The organism is Tessaracoccus yangjingae, assembly GCF_055326235.1.
This window is the reverse complement of the sequence record NZ_JBUZNN010000006.1, coordinates 182,620-199,004: the sequence shown is the minus strand read 5'-3', so window position 1 is coordinate 199,004 and position 16,385 is coordinate 182,620. Positions and strand designations below refer to the sequence as shown.

Here is a 16,385-nt window from a genome sequence, read left to right as displayed (position 1 = left end):
CGGCGTCATGACCTCAGGCGGCGATGCCCAGGGCATGAACGCCGCGGTGCGTGCCATCGTGCGCACCGGCATCCACGAGGGCGCCGAGGTCTTCGCCATCCGTGAGGGATGGCAGGGTGCCATCGAGGGTGGGAGCCACATCGCCCACCTCGGCTGGAGCGACGTGTCAGGGATCCTGAACAAGGGCGGGACCGTCATCGGCACCGCCAGGTCGATGGAGTTCCGGACCCGAGAGGGGCAGCTGACCGCGACCCAGAACCTCATCCAGTGTGGCATCGACAGGCTGATCGTCATCGGCGGCGACGGCTCGCTGACAGGAGCCCGCAACCTGTGCGTGGCCTGGCCCACGTACGTTGCCGAGTTGGCCGAGGCCGGGCGGATCACCCGGGAGCAGGCGCAGGCCCACCCCAGGCTGCACATCGCCGGCATGGTGGGATCCATCGACAACGACATGGTCGGCACGGACATGACCATCGGCACGGACTCCGCGCTGCATCGCATCACCGAGGCCATCGACGCCATCAGCTCGACCGCCGAGTCGCACCGGCGCACCTTCATCGTTGAAGTCATGGGCCGACACTGCGGCTACCTGGCGCTCATGAGCGCGATCGCGGGCGGCGCCGACTACACGTTCCTGCCGGAGTCGCCGCCCCGCCCCGGTTGGGAGGACCGCATGGTCGAGGTGCTCGCGCGAGGCCGCGCGGCCGGACGGCGGGACTCGATCCTGGTGGTCGCCGAGGGCGCGGCGGACCGCGACGGCGCACCCATCACGGCGGACCGGATCCAGGCGGTCCTCCGGGAGCGCGCCGGTGAGGAGGCCAGGATCACGATCCTCGGCCACGTGCAGCGCGGCGGCACGCCCTCGGCCTACGACCGGTGGATGGCGACGGCGTGCGGCGTGGAGGCGGTGCGGCGTGTTCTCGACGCGGACGATGAGAGCGAGCCGGTGCTCGTCGGGGTGCGGCGCGACGGCGTCGCGGGGACCCCCCTCCTCGAGGCCGTCGAGGCCACCCATCGGATCAGCGAGTACATCGCCTCGGGCGAGTACCCGTCCGCCGTCTCGGCGCGCGGCCACGGGTTCACCACGATGATCGACATCTACCGCATGCTGTCGGAGGCGAAGCCGAGCGTCGCGCCCTCCGCCAGCGCCAAGCGCATCGCGGTCATGCATGCGGGTGCGCTCGCCCCCGGCATGAATCAGCTCGCCCGCGTCGCGGTCAGGTCGGGCCTGGACCTCGGCCACCAGATGGTCGCCATCCAGGGCGGCGTTCCCGGCCTCATCAACGGGGACTTCCGCGAGGTGGAGTGGTCGGACGTCGAGGGCATGGCGCACACCGGCGGAGCCTCGTTCGGCACCCGCCGCTACGTGGCGCAGGAGAGCGAGCTGTACCAGATGGCGCGCTCCCTGGAGGAGAACCGGATCGACGCGCTGCTGGTCATGGGCGGTTTCCATGCCTATGCCACCGTCGACCTGATGGAGCGGGAACGGCGCCGCTACCCGGCGTTCAACATCCCCGTCGCGGTCCTCCCGGCCAGCATCGACAACAACCTCCCGGGCTGGCCGATGGCGGTGGGCGCCGACACTGCGCTCAACACGGTCGTGAACTCCATCGACATGGTGCGCATGTCGGCGTCGGCGAGCAAGCGGGCGTTCGTCGTCGAGACGATGGGTCGCACCTGTGGCTTCCTCCCGCTCGTCGGCGGCATCGCCGGCGGCGCGGAGAAGGCATACCTTCCGGAGACCGGCATCACCCTCGATCAGCTGTCGAGCGACGTGGAGGCGCTGGTCGATGCCTTCGAGACCGGGCGCAGCTTCTACCTGGCGGTGATGGGCGAGGAGACGAGCCAGCACTACACCTCGGACGTCCTGGCCAAGATGTTCGAGGCCGAGGGGCACGGGCTCTACTCCGTGCGTCAGGCGGTCATCGGACACATCCAGCAGGGTGGGAATCCCTCGCCCTTCGACCGGATCAACGCCACGCGGCTGGCGTATCAGGCCGTGGTGAACCTGGACCAGCAGCTGCGGGACGGCAGCACCACGTACGTGGCCGCCCACAGCCCGACGCCGGGCCTGATGGCGCCGCTGCGCATGGTGACCGACGCGATGGACTGGGAGCTGCAGCGCCCGAAGGAGCAGTGGTGGACCACCTTGCGGTCGGTCTTCGACAAGCTGAGCAGGCGCCCCGGCCAGGAGTAGGGCCCGATCCTCACCCCTGACAGCTGGTCACGACCACGCCGAAGGTCTCGGCGGCCGCGCATTCCATGACGGCCAGTTGGGCAAGGACCTCCGCCGATGCGGGGACGGCCGATGGCACGGTGTCGCGGAAGATGAGCGTCTGGCTGTCCGCCTCGCGCCTGATCAGCGTGAACTCCACCTTCGCCGCGACGCCGTCCTCCGTCCGCGTCCCCGTGAACGCGCAGGACGCGCCGCTGGCCGCTCCGGTCATCGGCACATCGACCACGACCGACTCCGCGACCCCTGTGAAGGCCTGCTGCTGATCCGTCACCAGGTCCCGGCACGCCTGGGCGAGGTCGGCGCCGACGGTGGTGAGGGTGACTGCCTGCACCCGGGTGTCGGAGAGCGGTTCGCGCACCCGCACGAGTCGACGGCCGTCCTGGACCACCTCGTCGGCGTAGAGCTCCCACCCCTCGGGAACGACGAGCGTGACGTCTCCGAGCTCGAGGACCAGGGGTGATGCGGGGGCCGAAGGGGTGGGGGAGGGCGATTCGAGGGGGGTGGGCGTGCCGGACGTGGAGCCGTCCTGGGTCGCGGCGGGCGTGGCCGACTCCGCGGGCGCACTCGTGGACGCCGACGGGCTCGACGGTGCGGTGGTGGCGCCACGACCCCCGACCACGAGGTAGAGCGCGGCGACCGCCACCACCATGACGATCCCCAGGAGCCCGATGGCCAGCCAGGCGCGGCGCGTGTCGGTGTCCGGTTCGGGCTCTGCGATGCCGTGCCTGGCCCCCAGGGGGGCCGACGGGGGAGGGACGTCGGCGATCCCCCGACGGGGGGTGCCAGCGGCGCCGCCGTGAACGTCCTCCGCAGGCAGGGCGCGCCGACCGGTGGTCATGGTGCCTCCTCCCGCGGTGTGTGGGCGCAGAGGGACTCGAACCCCCGACTCCCTGCTTGTAAGGCAGGTGCTCTAACCAACTGAGCTATGCGCCCCGGCGGAACCCAACCCTAGCCAATGCCGCAGGGGTGGGCACACTCACGGTACAGCGACGGCGGGGAGGGCGTCAGCCCAGCCTCGCGCGCACGAGCGACGCGATGGTCTTGCCCTCGGCCCGACCCTCGGCGCGCGCGGTCACGGCCTTGACCAGTGACCCCATGTGCTTCATCGTCGGCGTCTCGCCGAGCCTGCCGACCTCCTCGTCGACCATCTGCTCCAGCTCCTGGTCAGTCAGGGGCGTCGGGAGGTAGCCGGCGATGAACTCCGCCTCGGAGGTCTCCCTGCCCGCCAGATCCTCACGGCCCGCCTCGGCGTAAGTGGCGGCCGACTCCCTGCGCTTGCGCATCTCCCTGGCCACGACGGCCAACTCCTCGGCGTCGCTGAGCTCACGGGCGGTGGCGCCGGCCACCTCCTCCACACCGATAGCCGCCATGACCATGCGGATGGTGGTCTTCGCGGCCTCATCCTTCGCGCGCAGCGCGGCTGCGAGGTCCCGCTTCAGCCTGTCCTTGGTCGCACCCATGGCACCCTCTTCCTTCGTCGGGTCCATTGTGGCAGGCTCCGGCTCCTCAACTGACGGTAGGATGGTCGATCGTGGCTCACGATGACCTCTCCCAGCTCCTGTCAGACCTCGGTCGCTCACTCAGCTCGATCGAGGCGGTCGCAGACCTCGAGAAGCTGCGCGCCGAGATCGCGTCCCTCGAGGACGAGGTGGCCGCGCCCGACCTGTGGGACAACCAGGACAACGCCCAGCGTGTGACCTCTCAACTCTCCGCGAAGCAGGGGGAGGTCGACCGGCTGGTCAGCCTCCGGTCCCGGCTCGAGGACGCAGAGCTCATGGTGCAGATGGCCGAGGACGAGGGCGATGCCGAGGCGCGCGACGAGGTCGCCAGGGACCTGCGCAAGCTGGCGGGGGACATCGAGGCGCTCGAGGTGCGCACACTGCTCTCCGGCGACTACGACTCGCGCGAGGCCCTCGTCACCATCCGCGCGGAGGCCGGCGGCGTCGACGCCGCCGACTTCGCGGAGATGCTGATGCGCATGTACCTGAGGTGGGCGGACCGGCACGGCTATCCCACCGAGATCTACGACACGTCCTACGCGGAGGAGGCGGGCCTGAAGTCCGCCACCTTCGCGGTGAAGGCTCCCTTCGCCTACGGCACGCTCTCGGTCGAGCAGGGGACGCATCGCCTGGTCCGCATCTCGCCGTTCGACAACCAGGGCCGTCGCCAGACCTCCTTCGCCGGCGTCGAGGTCCTGCCCGTCACCGAGGAGACGGACCACATCGACATCCCCGAGGCCGAACTCCGGATCGACGTCTTCCGTTCCTCCGGTCCCGGCGGCCAGTCGGTCAACACCACGGACTCGGCCGTGCGCATCACGCACCTCCCCACCGGGATCGTCGTCAGCTGCCAGAACGAGAAGTCCCAGCTCCAGAACAAGGCGGCCGCCCTGCGCGTTCTGCAGTCGAGGCTCCTGGAGAGGGTCCGACAGGACCGCGAGAAGGAGCTCAACGCGTTGAAGAGCGACGGCGGGAACTCGTGGGGGGCGCAGATGCGCTCCTACGTGATGAACCCGTACCAGATGGTCAAGGACCTGCGCACGGAGCACGAGGTGGGCAACCCCGAGGCGGTCTTCGACGGCGACATCGACGGTTTCATCGACGCGGGGATCCGTTGGCGCATGAAGGCGGGCCTCGACGCCTGACCGGTCCGGTCGCGTGTCGCGTTAGGCGGGGCTTGTGGCGGTGATCTACACTCGCTGTGCAACTGAGAGTTTCTCAGGATCTTCCCCACACCGTCGGAGTATCGCGTGATCACGTTCGAGGACGTCACCAAGTTCTACCCAGGGCAGGAGCGCGCCGCTCTGCGCAACATCAACCTGGAGATCGGGCGCGGTGAGTTCGTGTTCCTCGTGGGTCAGTCGGGGTCCGGCAAGACCACCTTCATCCGGCTCATCCTGCGGGAGTACCGGCCCACCAAGGGGACGCTGTACGTGGCCGGCAAGAACCTCACCACGATGAACCAGTGGAAGGTCCCGGCGCTCAGGCGGCAGATCGGCACCGTGTTCCAGGACTTCCGCCTCCTCCCGGGCAAGACGGTGTTCGAGAACGTCGCCTTCGCGCTCCAGGTGATCGGGAGGCCGGCCCGCGAGATCCGCAGCATCGTGCCGGACACCCTCGAGCTGGTCGGGCTGGCCGGCAAGGCCGACCGCCCGTCGGAGGAGCTGTCGGGCGGCGAGCAGCAGCGCGTCGCCATCGCCCGGGCCTTCGTCAACCGCCCCAAGATCCTGATCGCCGACGAGCCCACCGGAAACCTGGATCCCGAGACCTCCGTGGGCATCATGAAGCTGCTCGACCGGATCAACAAGGCCGACACCACCGTGATCATGGCCACCCACGACTCGTCCATCGTCGACCAGATGCGCCGCCGGGTGCTCGAGCTCCGCGAAGGCGAGCTCGTGCGCGACCAGGCCAAGGGCATCTACGGCACGGCGTAGGGCAGGAGAGACAATGCGGCATTCACTACGCGAGACCTGGTCAGGGCTCAAGCGCAACCTTGCGATGACCATCGCGGTCATCGTCACGATGGGCGTCTCACTCTCGCTCCTCGGTGCGGGGCTGCTCACGTCCATGGAGGTGGACCTGGCCAAGCGGAGCCTCTACGACAAGATCGAGATCTCCGTGTTCCTGTGCACCGAGAACACGCAGGGTGGGCGGTGCGAAGCAGGAAAGGCCACCACCGAGGCCCAGCGGGACCAGATCCAGGAGACACTCGCGGCCAACCCCGAGGTCAGCGAGGTGGTCTACGAGAGCAAGGAGGCGGCGTTCGAGGAGTTCCAGCGTGTCTTCGCGGACTCGCCTGTCGTCGCCTCCCGCACCGCCGAGGACATGCAGGACTCGTTCCGCGTGAGCCTGGTCAACCCCGAGAACTACGCCGGGGTGGTGAGCGAAGCCCGGGGCCTCCAAGGGGTGCAGAACGTGCAGGACCTCCACACGGTTCTCGAGCCGATGTTCAAGTGGCTGGCCGCGCTCCAATGGGCCACCATCACGATGAGCCTGCTGCTGCTGCTGGCCGCATCCCTCCAGATCGCCAACACCATCAGGATGGCCGCCTTCACCCGCCGGCGTGAGATCGGGATCATGCGTCTGGTGGGAGCGTCCAATCTCTACATCCTCCTCCCATTCCTGCTCGAATCGCTGGTGGCAGGGGTCATCGGCATCGTGCTGGCGGCGGGGGCGCTCACTCTGGGGTACTGGGTGGTGATCGTGCAGAACGCGCAAACCTCAATCACCGCTTTACCGTGGATTGGTTGGGGTGACCTGGTCACTGCCATTCTTGCCATTGCGGCGGTGGGGATCGCCTTGTCGGTCATTCCCACACTGCTGGCAACCAGAAAGTACCTGCGCGTCTAGCAGCACGAAGGAGTGACAAGCGTGAAACGGGAGCTTCCCCCCCTTTCCACCGATCATCGCCCACTGACCACCCGCATCGCCCGAGGCATCGTCGCCTCGCTCGCCGCCCTCTGCCTGACCGCCTCCCTGACGACGTGGTCCGCGGCCGACGAACTCGACGACCGGAAGTCCGAGCTGCAGCAGCAGATGGCCCAGCAGTCCGAGGCCGTCGAGGACGCCAACGCAGCACTCGCGTCCGCCGTCCAGGCCCACGACACCGCACGTGGCGAGCTCGCCTCGGCAGAGGCGCGCCTCGCTGAGGCGGAGTCCGCGGAGCGTGAGGCCCACGCGCTCGACGAGCGGCGCGCTGCCGAACTGGCAGAGGCCGAGCACCGGCTCGAGCAGGCCAAGGCGGATGTCGCAGCCGCGATGGCGGCGCTCGATTCCGTCAACCGGCGCCTCGACGAGGAGATCCTCGTCACCACCCAACAGAACCACGGGCTGCTCAACCTCGCGATGCTGTTCTCCGACGTGACGGTGTCGAACCTCAACCAGCGCGCGCAGCTCGCGCACACGCTGTTCGACTCCTCCGCCCGTCAGCTCGACGAGCTGGAGATGCGCCGGCTCATGCTCGAGGACGCGCAGGCCGCCGCGGATGCCGCCGAGGATGAGGCGGCTGCAGCCCGGGCCGCGGCCGCGGCGCAGCTGCAGGCGAGCCAGGCCGCGACGGAGGCGGCAGCGGACCTTCGGGCCCAGGTGGAGAGGCTCGTGGCAGAGACCCGCGACGCGGAGCAGACGGCGGAGAGCCAGCTGGCGTCCGAGGAGCAGCGGCAGGCGGCGCTGGCGCAGGAGAGCGCCGCCGTCGAGAAGCGGATCCAGGCCAGGATCGCAGCCGAGAAGAAGGCAGCCGCAGAGAAGGCGGCGGCGGAGAAGGCCGCTGCGGCCAAGGCAGCGGCTGAGAAGGCTGCCCGGGAGGCCGCAGCCAAGACCCAGGCGTCCTCGGGATCGCCCGCCAAGACCTCCGCCCCGGCAGCGGCCCCCGCCAAGGCGAGCGCGGCCACGTCGACGAGCTTCATGTACCCCGTTCCGGCGAGGATCACGTCGCGGTACGGCATGCGGCTGCACCCCGTCCTCGGATACTGGAAGCTCCACGACGGTACCGACTTCGGTGCGGCCTGCGGCACGCCCATCCGTGCGGCAGCCGCCGGGACCGTCTCCGAGCGCTACTACAACTCCGGCTACGGCAACCGCCTCATGATCGACCATGGCCGCGTGGACGGTGACTACGTGACCACCGGCTACAACCATGCCTCGCGCTACATCGTAGGTGTCGGTCAGCGTGTGTCCCGGGGCCAGGTGATCGGCTACGTCGGCAACACCGGATACTCCACAGGCTGCCACCTGCACCTCATGGTGTGGGAGAACGGTTCGGTGGTGAACCCGATGGCACGGTGGTTCGGCTGACGCGTGACATACTGGTCGAATGCCCAGGGAGACCGGACGCAAGCTGATCGCGCAGAACAAGAAGGCCCGGCACGACTACCTCATCGGTGACGTGTACGAGGCCGGGCTCGTGTTGACCGGCACCGAGGTCAAGACGCTGCGCGCCGGGCGTGCCACCCTTCTCGATGCCTACGCCACGGTCGACGAGCACGGCGAGGCGTGGCTCATCAATGCCCACATCCCGGAGTACGAGTTCGGTACCTGGCGCAACCACTCCGCCCGCCGCACGCGCAAGCTCCTGCTGCACCGCAAGGAGATCGCCAAGATCGCCCGGGAGTTGGAGGGCTCGAGCAAGACCCTCGTCCCGCTGTCGATCTACTTCAACGACGGGTACGCGAAGGTCGAGATCGCCGTCGCCACCGGCAAGAAGGACTGGGACAAGCGCCACGCCCTCGCGGAGCGGGACGCCAAGCGGGAGGCCGAGCGCGCGCTCGCCAGCCGAAACCGCTACAACCGGGGGTGAATAGGGGTCGGCTCAGGGAGCTTCCCGGTGTGCTGAGCCGCGAGCGGGGAGGACACTGGAGCCATGAGCGCTTATCCCCAGCACCCGAACACCCAGATCAGCGAGGCGGCACGTGACCGCGCCGTGGCGCACCTCCAGGCGTGCTACGCGACCGGGCAGCTGAACGAGGCGGATCTGGACCGGCGGTTGGACCAGGCGCTGGGCGCTCGCGATCGGGCGGAACTGAACCGGGCCCTGGTGGGCCTGGCTCGGATCGCGCCGGCGGCGTTGCGGCCCCAGGCCCCAGGCCTCCCCGCGCCGGCCGACAACGTCGGAGCGGGCCTGACCCAGCTCTCCGGGCTTTTAACGTCCTTCGTCGGCCCGGCCGTGGTCAAGGCCGTCGCCACCCCCGGTTCCCGCGTCTGGTGGGAGGCGGCGCGCGCGCTCAGCCTTCAGGTCACGATGATCGTGGCCGGCTTCGCGGCCATGGTGGTGGGACTGATCTTCGGGCTCACCGAGCTCATGGGCCTGGTGTGGCTGGTGTGGTTCGCCGCGACGCTTACCGCCAGCGTCCGTGCGTTCAACGGGCAGTCGGGCACCGGGGGGTTCGAGAAGGTGCTGCTCGCGCGGCCCCGGCCGCCGCGCGGCCAGCTGCCGCAGACGCGCTATCATGGGTGAGTACAACTCAACAGGGGGGTGACTGGTTTCGACTTGGGACGGTAGTTCCAGGGGAAGCGGGTCGAGGATCCATGCTTATCTCGTAAACGCCGCATGGAAACCAATAAGTGCCGAAAACAACCGCGCACAGTTCGCTCTCGCTGCCTGATCAGTGATCGAACGGTCAGTCCGGACGTGCCTTCCGTCCGGTTCCTGGCCTCATTCAGAAGGCTTGCTGAGCCACCTGTGTTTCAGGGGTAGCTCGGGACTTTACTGGAGCTGGGCTCGTCTGCGACATGCTGACGTGAGTGCAGGAGCCGAGTAGAACGAGTAGTCAGCTGCACCCGGAGAAGCCCTGGTTCATCTCTCGAGGACGCGGGTTCAATTCCCGCCACCTCCACCCCCTGGGGCCGTCAGTTCGCTGACGGCCCCTTTTTCCTTGTCAGGGGCGTTCATCGGATCGGCCCTCGGGCAGAGAAGAGGGCGCACAGGGGCGGACTTGGGCCCAGAGGCGGTACCTAGGTTCCGCTGGTAGTGAGAGTGCGTTTCTATCGTGTTCTCAACAGGGCTGCTAATGAGAGTAACGAGCTAGGGTTCTCACATTTGCGTTCTGACATCTTCGATCTCCGCGACCGCATTTTCGCTACGGCTGACCGACGGACTGCGAACCTGATGAAGGTCGCGGATCTGTGTTCGGCCGAGCCGGCGTTCACCGCCGAGATGGTGGCCGAGCTTGGAGTAGCGGTGCCCAGCGTCTACCGGATACTTGACCGTCTGGCCGCGAACGGCGTGATACGCGTCGAGAAGCCGATCGGTGGTGTCAGGGTCTGGACCGTCCTGGACCGGCTCTCGGCGCTCGACCGGTTCGCTGAACGGGCAGGGCGACGAACGTTCAATAGTGGCTGACCCTTCGGACGCTCGAACAGAGTCTCGCGGGTGAGTCCTCGTAGCGCGCCGTGAGCTGGGGCAGGCCGCCAACCGGTCCGTGCCACGTGGCGGTACCTGGATTCGCTCGGCCCATGCCTTGTAGGAGCCCCGTGGGGGAGATCCATCACTTCCACCCCCTCCACGACGACGTGCCCGCCTGCCTCCCTCAGGTGGGCACGTCGTCGTTTCGCGGCGGATAGAGTGGTGGCCGTGATGCACACTGGAGCGGTCGCCGTCGGGCAGCTGCTGGTCGCCAACCAACCGGGGCGCGGCGGCTACTTCGATCGCACCGTCGTGCTGCTGCTCGAGCACAACAACGAGGGCAGCCTGGGCGTGTGCCTGAACCTGCTCTCGGATTTGCCCGCCGCAAGCATCCAGGAGAGCTTCCGGGACCATCTGAGCCACCCCGCACGCGTCTTCGAGGGCGGGCCGGTGAACCCGGATGTCGCCATCGCGCTGGGCGAGCCCGCCACACCGGACTCGCCCCCGCCCGGGTGGGAGCGGGTCGTCGGGGACATCGGCGTCGTCGATCTCAACTTCCCGCCCGAGCTGATGGCCGCGTCGTTCAACCAGCTGCGGCTCTTCGTGGGGTTGTCGGGGTGGGCTGCGGGGCAGCTGCAGAGCGAGCTGATCCGGGGATCCTGGTTCCGGGTCCCGGCGCGCACCGAAGACGTCTTCGGCCACCCGGACGGTCTCTGGCGGCGGGTGCTGCGCCGCGTGGGGGGAGCCACAGGCCGATGGTCCACGTGGACCGAGGATCCGAACCTCAACTAGCGCCGAGGGTCGCTGAGTTTCGGAGCGAAGCTAGCATGGGGTGTCCGTAAGCAAGGAGGCTGGGGTGACCGACGCCAGGGGCAAGCCCCGCATTCTCGTCGTCGACGACGACGCGGCGCTGTCTGAAATGCTGCAGATCGTGTTGCGGCAGGAGGGTTTCGACACCGTGCGCTGTGCCAGCGGCGAGGTGGCGCTCAACGAGTTCAGGCAGTGGCGCCCAGACCTCGTCCTGCTGGATCTCATGCTCCCGGGGCGCGACGGTGTCGCGGTCTGCCGGGACATTCGCGCGGAGTCCGGGGTCCCGATCATCATGCTGACGGCGAAGTCGGACACCGCGGACGTCGTCGGAGGGCTCGAGGCCGGTGCCGACGACTACGTTGCCAAGCCCTTCAAGTCGAAGGAGCTGATCGCCCGGATCAGGACCCGGTTGCGGAGGACGAACGGCGAGGCCGGCGCGGATACCCTCGCCATCGGGGACCTGACGATCTCCGTGTCGTCGCACGTGGTCCGACGGGGCGGCAGCCAGCTCTCGCTCACCCCACTCGAGTTCGACCTCCTCCTCGCCCTGGCGAAGCGTCCCACGCACGTCTTCACGAGGGAGGCGCTGCTGGACGAGGTGTGGGGATACCGGAACTCGGCGGACACCCGCCTGGTCAACGTGCATGTGCAGCGGCTACGCGCGAAGGTCGAGAAGGATCCGGAGAGCCCGGAGATCGTCATCACGGTCAGAGGGATCGGGTACAGGGCCGGTGAAGCAGCGCAGTAAGGGCACGCTCGGGCTCCGACGGCTGTGGTGGGGGTCGCTTCCCCTCCGCGTCCTCTTCTCCACGCTCGCGTTGTCCATCGTGCTCATGCTGCTGGCGGGCATGGTGCTCCTGCAGCAGGCCACCGCCGGCGTGGTCGCGGCCAAGAAGTCGGCGTCCCTCAACGAGGCGGCGGGCGTCTACGCCTTCATGCAGGCCCAGCTCCGGAGCCCGGAGAATCGGGGGGTGGCGGTGCACGAGTCGCTGAACCGCCTGGCTGACCTCGCTGACGCCCAGGCGGCCCAGTACAGGGTCGTCATCCAGGGGCCCGCCTCGAGGCTGGTCTCGGCCGGCATCCGCGCCGAGTCCGTTCCGGACGCGCTGATCGCGCAGGTGGAGGCGGGGGAGGGGATGTTCGTGACCCCCACCCAGGTGATCTTCACCGACACCGCCGCCCAGCCGGAACCGGGCTGGGCGATCGGGACCGCGCTCATCGGGTCGGCGGGCGAGCGGTTCCCGGTCTACTACATCTTCCCGATGACCACCGAGACCCAGACGCTGAGGGCGCTCCAGGGGGCCGTTGCGGGCACCGGGCTGGCGCTCGCGGCGGCCCTGGCACTCGTCGCCTACCTGGTCACGAACCAGGTGGTACGACCGGTGAGACGGGCCAGCCGCACCGCCCTGAGACTGGCGTCCGGCCAGCTGGGGGAGCGGATGGCGGTGCGCGGAACGGACGACCTGGCGAGCCTCGCGAAGTCGATGAACCGGATGGCGGCGCAGCTCCAGCAGCGGATCCGCGAACTGGAGACCCTCTCCACCCTGCAGCAGCGGTTCGTGAGCGATGTGTCCCACGAGCTGCGCACCCCCATGACCACCATCAAGATGGCGTCGGACATGATCTACGACTCCCGCTACGCGCTGGACCCGCTCACAGCCAGGTCGGCGGAGCTGATGAGTCACGAGATCGACCGGTTCGACGGCATGCTTGCCGACCTGCTCGAGATCTCCCGGTTCGACGCCGGGGCGGCCGTGCTGACCCTGGACGAGACGGACGTCACCTCGCTCGTCGAGGCGGAGATCTCGGCGGCCCGCCGCATGGCGGACAAGGTCGGCGTGGAGTTGTCGCTCGAGCGACGCAGCGCCGACACCACCGCCGCCGTGGACTCGAGACGCATCCGTCGCATCCTGCGCAACCTCATCACCAACGCCATCGAGCACGCCGAGGGCAAGCCGGTCCACCTTGTTGTCGCGGCCAACGAGCACGCCGTCGCCGTGACGGTGCGGGACCACGGGGTGGGGTTCGAGGCGGAGGACGCGGCGCGCGTGTTCGACCGCTTCTGGCGGGCGGATCCCAGCCGCACCCGGATCGTCGGGGGCTCGGGCCTCGGCCTGGCCATCTCCATGGAGGACGCCCGCCTCCACCGCGGGTGGCTGACGGCATGGGGACGGCCGCATCGCGGCGCGCAGTTCAGGCTGACGCTTCCCCGGGATCCGGGCCACGAGCTCACGGCATCACCGCTGTCGGTCATCCCGGTCGACGACCAGCCGATGGAGGTCAGCCGATGAGAGGGATCGTCGCAGCGCTGGTCCTTGCACTGGTCGCCACCGGCTGCACCCAGATACCCACAGCGGGCCCCGTCGAGCAGGTTCCGGTGTCAGCGGAGCCGCGCGGCATCGACATCGCACCCCAGCCACCCGAGGCGGGCGTGTCGCCGGCGCGGCTGGTCGACGGCTACCTGCAGGCGATGGCGTCACCTGACGGGGGCTACGCCGTCGCACGCGAGTACCTCACCGAATCGGCCGGCCGCGACTGGAGGCCGGACGTCGCCGTCGTCTTCGACGGGGTCGTCGAAGGCGGTGCCGCGACAGCCTCGGTCGACGGGGTCCAGCTGGGGACACTCGACGAGTTCGGGCACTACACCGCCGCGCCACGTGCGCTGTTCCACGACTTCCAGGTCGTGATGGAGGACGGCGAATGGCGCATCGATGCGCCCCTGCCGGGCGTCATGCTGTCCCGCTACATCTTCCAGAGATACTACGACCGTGTGCCGCTGTACTTCATGAGCCGGGCGGGCAGCCATGTGGTCGCGGACCCGATCCACATGCCGGAGACCCAGGTCACGCCCACGGCGATAGTCGAGGCGGTCCTGAGCGGCCCGTCCGCGGGCATCGCGCAGGCGGTCAGCGATGCCGTCCCCAGCGGCGTCAGCCTCACCGACGAGGGGGCGACGATCGATCCGAACGGTGTGGTCACAGTGAACTTCGCCGGGCTCCACGACCGGCTGGGGGACGATGCCCGGCGCAGGCTCGGCGCCCAGCTGCTCTGGTCGCTCACCGCCATCCCCAGGGTCACCGGGCTCGTGGTGACCAGCAACGGGTTCCCCTTCACACTCCCCGGCGCGCGCGCCGACGGGGTGCTCGAACTCGCCGGCCAGCAGGGCTACCAGATACTCTCCCGTGCCTCCACCGTCGATCTCTTCGGGGTCCGTGACGGGGTCCCGGGACGCGTCACCGGTGACGGCGGCTTCGACCCGTGGGGCTCGTTGGAGGTCAACGCGGCGGACCTCGCGGTGTCGCTCGACGGCGACACGGCCGCGGTGATCGACGACACAGGAACAGTCCTTCTCATGGGCCCGATGCGTGGCGACCTGGCGGCGGTTCCCGTGCCGTACGCCAATCTCCGGGCCCCCCAGTTCGTGCTGGGCACGCTGTGGCTCATGGGCGACGACCTCGAGGGCGTGACCCGGCTGTTCACGGTGGACCGGGTGGGGTCCGTGGACGAGGTGGAACTGACGCTCCCGGCCGGGGCGACCCTGGAGGAGTTCGCCGTGTCCCCGGCCCGGGCCCGCATCGCGCTTCTGGTCTCGTCGGGCGATGTCAGGACCCTCGGCATCGGCACCGTCCTGTCGTCGGGGCGCATGTCAGTGGCGGACTGGCGCCCCCTTCCCATGGTCGGGGCGTCGGGGGTGACGCTGGGCGACGTGAGTGCGGTGGCCTGGCACGCGGAGACCGCGATCGCCGTGGCCGCCATGGATGCCGGGGTTCGTTCGATCTTCGCCACGGAGGTGGACGGTTCGCTCGTCGAGGAACTCGGCCCATTCTCCGGGGAGGTCGAGGAGTTGACTGCGGTGGCCCGGCTGGGCGGAGGGGCCATCGCGCTGCGCACCGACGCAGGCGTCACCTGGCGCTACGAAGCCAGGACCCGCTGGACCAGGCTGGGGGAGGGCATCAGCGCCATCGCCTACGCCGGCTGACCCTGTGGACAACGGGAGGAGGGTGGACCGGTTTCCGACCATGGGGCATGCGACCCATCCTCCACGCGGCGGCGGACCTTCTGCTGGGCGCAGCCTGCCCCGGCTGCGGGGCGCCAGGCTTCGGATTGTGTGACGCCTGTCAGGCGGCGTTGGACGCGCCGCCGCGGGTGGTTCAGGGGAGGCTGCCGGTGCCGCTGTACGCGGCCTGCGCCTACCGCCCCCTCCTCGCCCACGTGATCCCACGCTACAAGGATGACGGCGCCCTGCATCTGGACAAGGTCCTCGGCGGGCTGCTCGCCCGCGCGATCGGTGGGCACGACCCGTCACCCGACACGGTCCTCGTTCCGGTGCCCTCCCGGCCCGGCGCGGTGCGGGCGCGCGGCTACGACCACGCGTACCGCCTTGCCCGGGCCGCCGCCCGGGAGTCCGGGCTGCGGGCGGAGCGCCGGCTTCGGCGGCTGTCCGCCGGGGCGGACCAGGAGGGGCTGACCCGCGCGGAGCGGGCGGCGAACCTGTCCGGGAGCATGCGGGCGGTGGGAAGCTCTTCGCCGGTGCTTGTCGTGGACGACGTGGTGACGACAGGCGCATCCCTGGGTGAAGCAGTCCGCAGCCTGAGGGCGGGCGGCGTCACGGTTCTGGGCGCGGCGGTGGTCGCGGACGCGGACTACCTCTGAACACTTGCGGTTTGCCGATGACAGCCTTGCCCCGGAGGGGTAGCGTTGGTTCATGGACAAGCCGCGGGCCGGATCGAAAGATCACCCGCGGCTTTGGTCATCCGCTGCCGGGATGCTCCCGGCGGCCGTGTTCGAGTCGGGTCCGTAGCGGGCCCCACGACAGACGGAGGAATTATGGACATCGTCGTCACCGGTCGGCACTGTTCGATCAATCCCGAGCTGAAGGAACTGATCAACGAGCGATTGGCCAGCGTGGAGAGACTGCGGGACCGGGTCATTCGCGTCGAGGTCGAGTTCCATGCTTCGGAAGGCACGAAGGATCCCTCGGACGCCGTCGAGGTGCAGCTGACGTTGCGCAGCCGGGGTCCCGTGGTCCGAGCCGAAGCCCGCTCCAACGACAAGGTGGCCGCCTTCGAGATGGCGCTCGAGCGCCTCAAGACGCAGCTCCGCAAGGCCGGCGATCGTCGCAAGACGCACCGAGGGCTGCGGGCGAACAACATCGCCGAGATCGTCCAGCCGGCGGCACCGGTCAACGGCGCCTCGCACGACGATGTCGAGACCCACGAGGTCGCGGGACTCGTCGTGACGGGCGACGGCCCCCTGGTGGTGCGGGAGAAGGAGTTCAGCACCGCGCCCCTCACGTTGGCTCAGGCGCTGGACGAGATGGAGCTGGTCGGTCACGACTTCTTCCTCTACCAGGACGCCGACAGCGGCCGCCCATCCGTGGTCTACCGTCGCAAGGCCTACAACTACGGCGTCATCCACCTCAACCTCACCTGAGAGCCCCACACGGCGGGGGGCAAGGACCCCCTCCAAGATAGAATAGTTTTTTTTTCTTTTTTTT

16 protein-coding genes, 1 tRNA gene and 1 other RNA gene are annotated in these 16,385 nt (G+C 69.0%); 15 read left to right on the top strand and 3 right to left on the bottom strand.

From position 1 onward, the window contains the following. Positions 1-7 precede the first annotated feature (7 nt). The gene (locus ACZK5D_RS10815; protein ID WP_463665296.1) at positions 8-2,197 is read left to right on the top strand and encodes a 6-phosphofructokinase; all 2,190 of its coding nucleotides are present in this window, start codon (positions 8-10) and stop codon (positions 2,195-2,197) included. 10 nt (positions 2,198-2,207) lie between these two features. Here ACZK5D_RS10815 and ACZK5D_RS10810 read toward each other — a convergent pair whose 3' ends face one another. The 3 genes from ACZK5D_RS10810 to ACZK5D_RS10800 all read right to left on the bottom strand — a co-directional run bounded on the left by ACZK5D_RS10810 (position 2,208) and on the right by ACZK5D_RS10800 (position 3,696). Next, positions 2,208-3,074: a hypothetical protein gene (locus ACZK5D_RS10810; protein WP_463665278.1), complete on the bottom strand. Its 867-nt coding sequence runs from the start codon at positions 3,072-3,074 to the stop codon at positions 2,208-2,210. 21 nt (positions 3,075-3,095) lie between these two features. Continuing rightward, positions 3,096-3,169: transfer RNA gene (locus tag ACZK5D_RS10805), tRNA-Val, on the bottom strand. A gap of 71 nt (positions 3,170-3,240) precedes the next feature. Then, a complete protein-coding gene (locus ACZK5D_RS10800) occupies positions 3,241-3,696 on the bottom strand; it encodes a GatB/YqeY domain-containing protein (protein ID WP_463665277.1) in 456 nt (151 codons plus the stop codon). Positions 3,697-3,767: 71 nt separating this feature from the next. Between ACZK5D_RS10800 and prfB the strand changes: the two genes are divergently transcribed. From prfB to hpf, 14 genes are all read left to right on the top strand, one after another. After that, positions 3,768-4,880, top strand: a complete 1,113-nt coding sequence (gene prfB / locus ACZK5D_RS10795; protein ID WP_458994099.1) for a peptide chain release factor 2 — start codon at positions 3,768-3,770, stop codon at positions 4,878-4,880. Between the two features lie 105 nt (positions 4,881-4,985). Further along, positions 4,986-5,672, top strand: coding sequence for a cell division ATP-binding protein FtsE (ftsE, locus tag ACZK5D_RS10790; RefSeq protein ID WP_458994098.1), 687 nt, complete (start codon positions 4,986-4,988; stop codon positions 5,670-5,672). 13 nt (positions 5,673-5,685) lie between these two features. Continuing rightward, entirely contained in the window at positions 5,686-6,588 is a 903-nt protein-coding gene (ftsX, locus tag ACZK5D_RS10785) for a permease-like cell division protein FtsX (RefSeq protein WP_458994097.1), read from the top strand. Positions 6,589-6,609: 21 nt separating this feature from the next. Continuing rightward, positions 6,610-8,031: a M23 family metallopeptidase gene (locus ACZK5D_RS10780; protein WP_458994096.1), complete on the top strand. Its 1,422-nt coding sequence runs from the start codon at positions 6,610-6,612 to the stop codon at positions 8,029-8,031. 19 nt (positions 8,032-8,050) lie between these two features. Beyond that, positions 8,051-8,533 (top strand): SsrA-binding protein SmpB, encoded by a 483-nt coding sequence (smpB, locus tag ACZK5D_RS10775; protein ID WP_458994095.1) that lies wholly within the window; start codon positions 8,051-8,053, stop codon positions 8,531-8,533. Between the two features lie 63 nt (positions 8,534-8,596). Further along, the gene (locus tag ACZK5D_RS10770) at positions 8,597-9,190 is read left to right on the top strand and encodes a DUF1707 domain-containing protein (RefSeq protein ID WP_463665276.1); all 594 of its coding nucleotides are present in this window, start codon (positions 8,597-8,599) and stop codon (positions 9,188-9,190) included. Between the two features lie 14 nt (positions 9,191-9,204). Beyond that, positions 9,205-9,572: a transfer-messenger RNA gene (gene ssrA / locus ACZK5D_RS10765) on the top strand. Between the two features lie 131 nt (positions 9,573-9,703). Then, complete coding sequence (locus ACZK5D_RS10760; RefSeq protein WP_463665275.1) at positions 9,704-10,075, top strand: hypothetical protein; 372 nt, start codon at positions 9,704-9,706, stop codon at positions 10,073-10,075. Between the two features lie 234 nt (positions 10,076-10,309). Further along, on the top strand, positions 10,310-10,870 hold the full coding sequence (locus tag ACZK5D_RS10755; RefSeq protein ID WP_458996542.1) for a YqgE/AlgH family protein: 561 nt from the start codon (positions 10,310-10,312) through the stop codon (positions 10,868-10,870). Between the two features lie 64 nt (positions 10,871-10,934). Then, entirely contained in the window at positions 10,935-11,636 is a 702-nt protein-coding gene (gene mtrA / locus ACZK5D_RS10750) for an MtrAB system response regulator MtrA (RefSeq protein ID WP_458994092.1), read from the top strand. Positions 11,637-11,658: 22 nt separating this feature from the next. Further along, positions 11,659-13,179, top strand: coding sequence for an MtrAB system histidine kinase MtrB (gene mtrB, locus ACZK5D_RS10745; protein WP_458996541.1), 1,521 nt, complete (start codon positions 11,659-11,661; stop codon positions 13,177-13,179). Next, on the top strand, positions 13,176-14,867 hold the full coding sequence (locus ACZK5D_RS10740) for an LpqB family beta-propeller domain-containing protein (RefSeq protein WP_463665274.1): 1,692 nt from the start codon (positions 13,176-13,178) through the stop codon (positions 14,865-14,867). The genes mtrB and ACZK5D_RS10740 overlap by 4 nt, the downstream gene beginning before the upstream one ends. Positions 14,868-14,914: 47 nt before the next feature. After that, the gene (locus ACZK5D_RS10735) at positions 14,915-15,541 is read left to right on the top strand and encodes a ComF family protein (RefSeq protein WP_463665273.1); all 627 of its coding nucleotides are present in this window, start codon (positions 14,915-14,917) and stop codon (positions 15,539-15,541) included. A gap of 174 nt (positions 15,542-15,715) precedes the next feature. After that, a complete protein-coding gene (gene hpf, locus ACZK5D_RS10730) occupies positions 15,716-16,321 on the top strand; it encodes a ribosome hibernation-promoting factor, HPF/YfiA family (RefSeq protein ID WP_458994089.1) in 606 nt (201 codons plus the stop codon). The last annotated feature ends 64 nt before the right edge of the window (positions 16,322-16,385 follow it).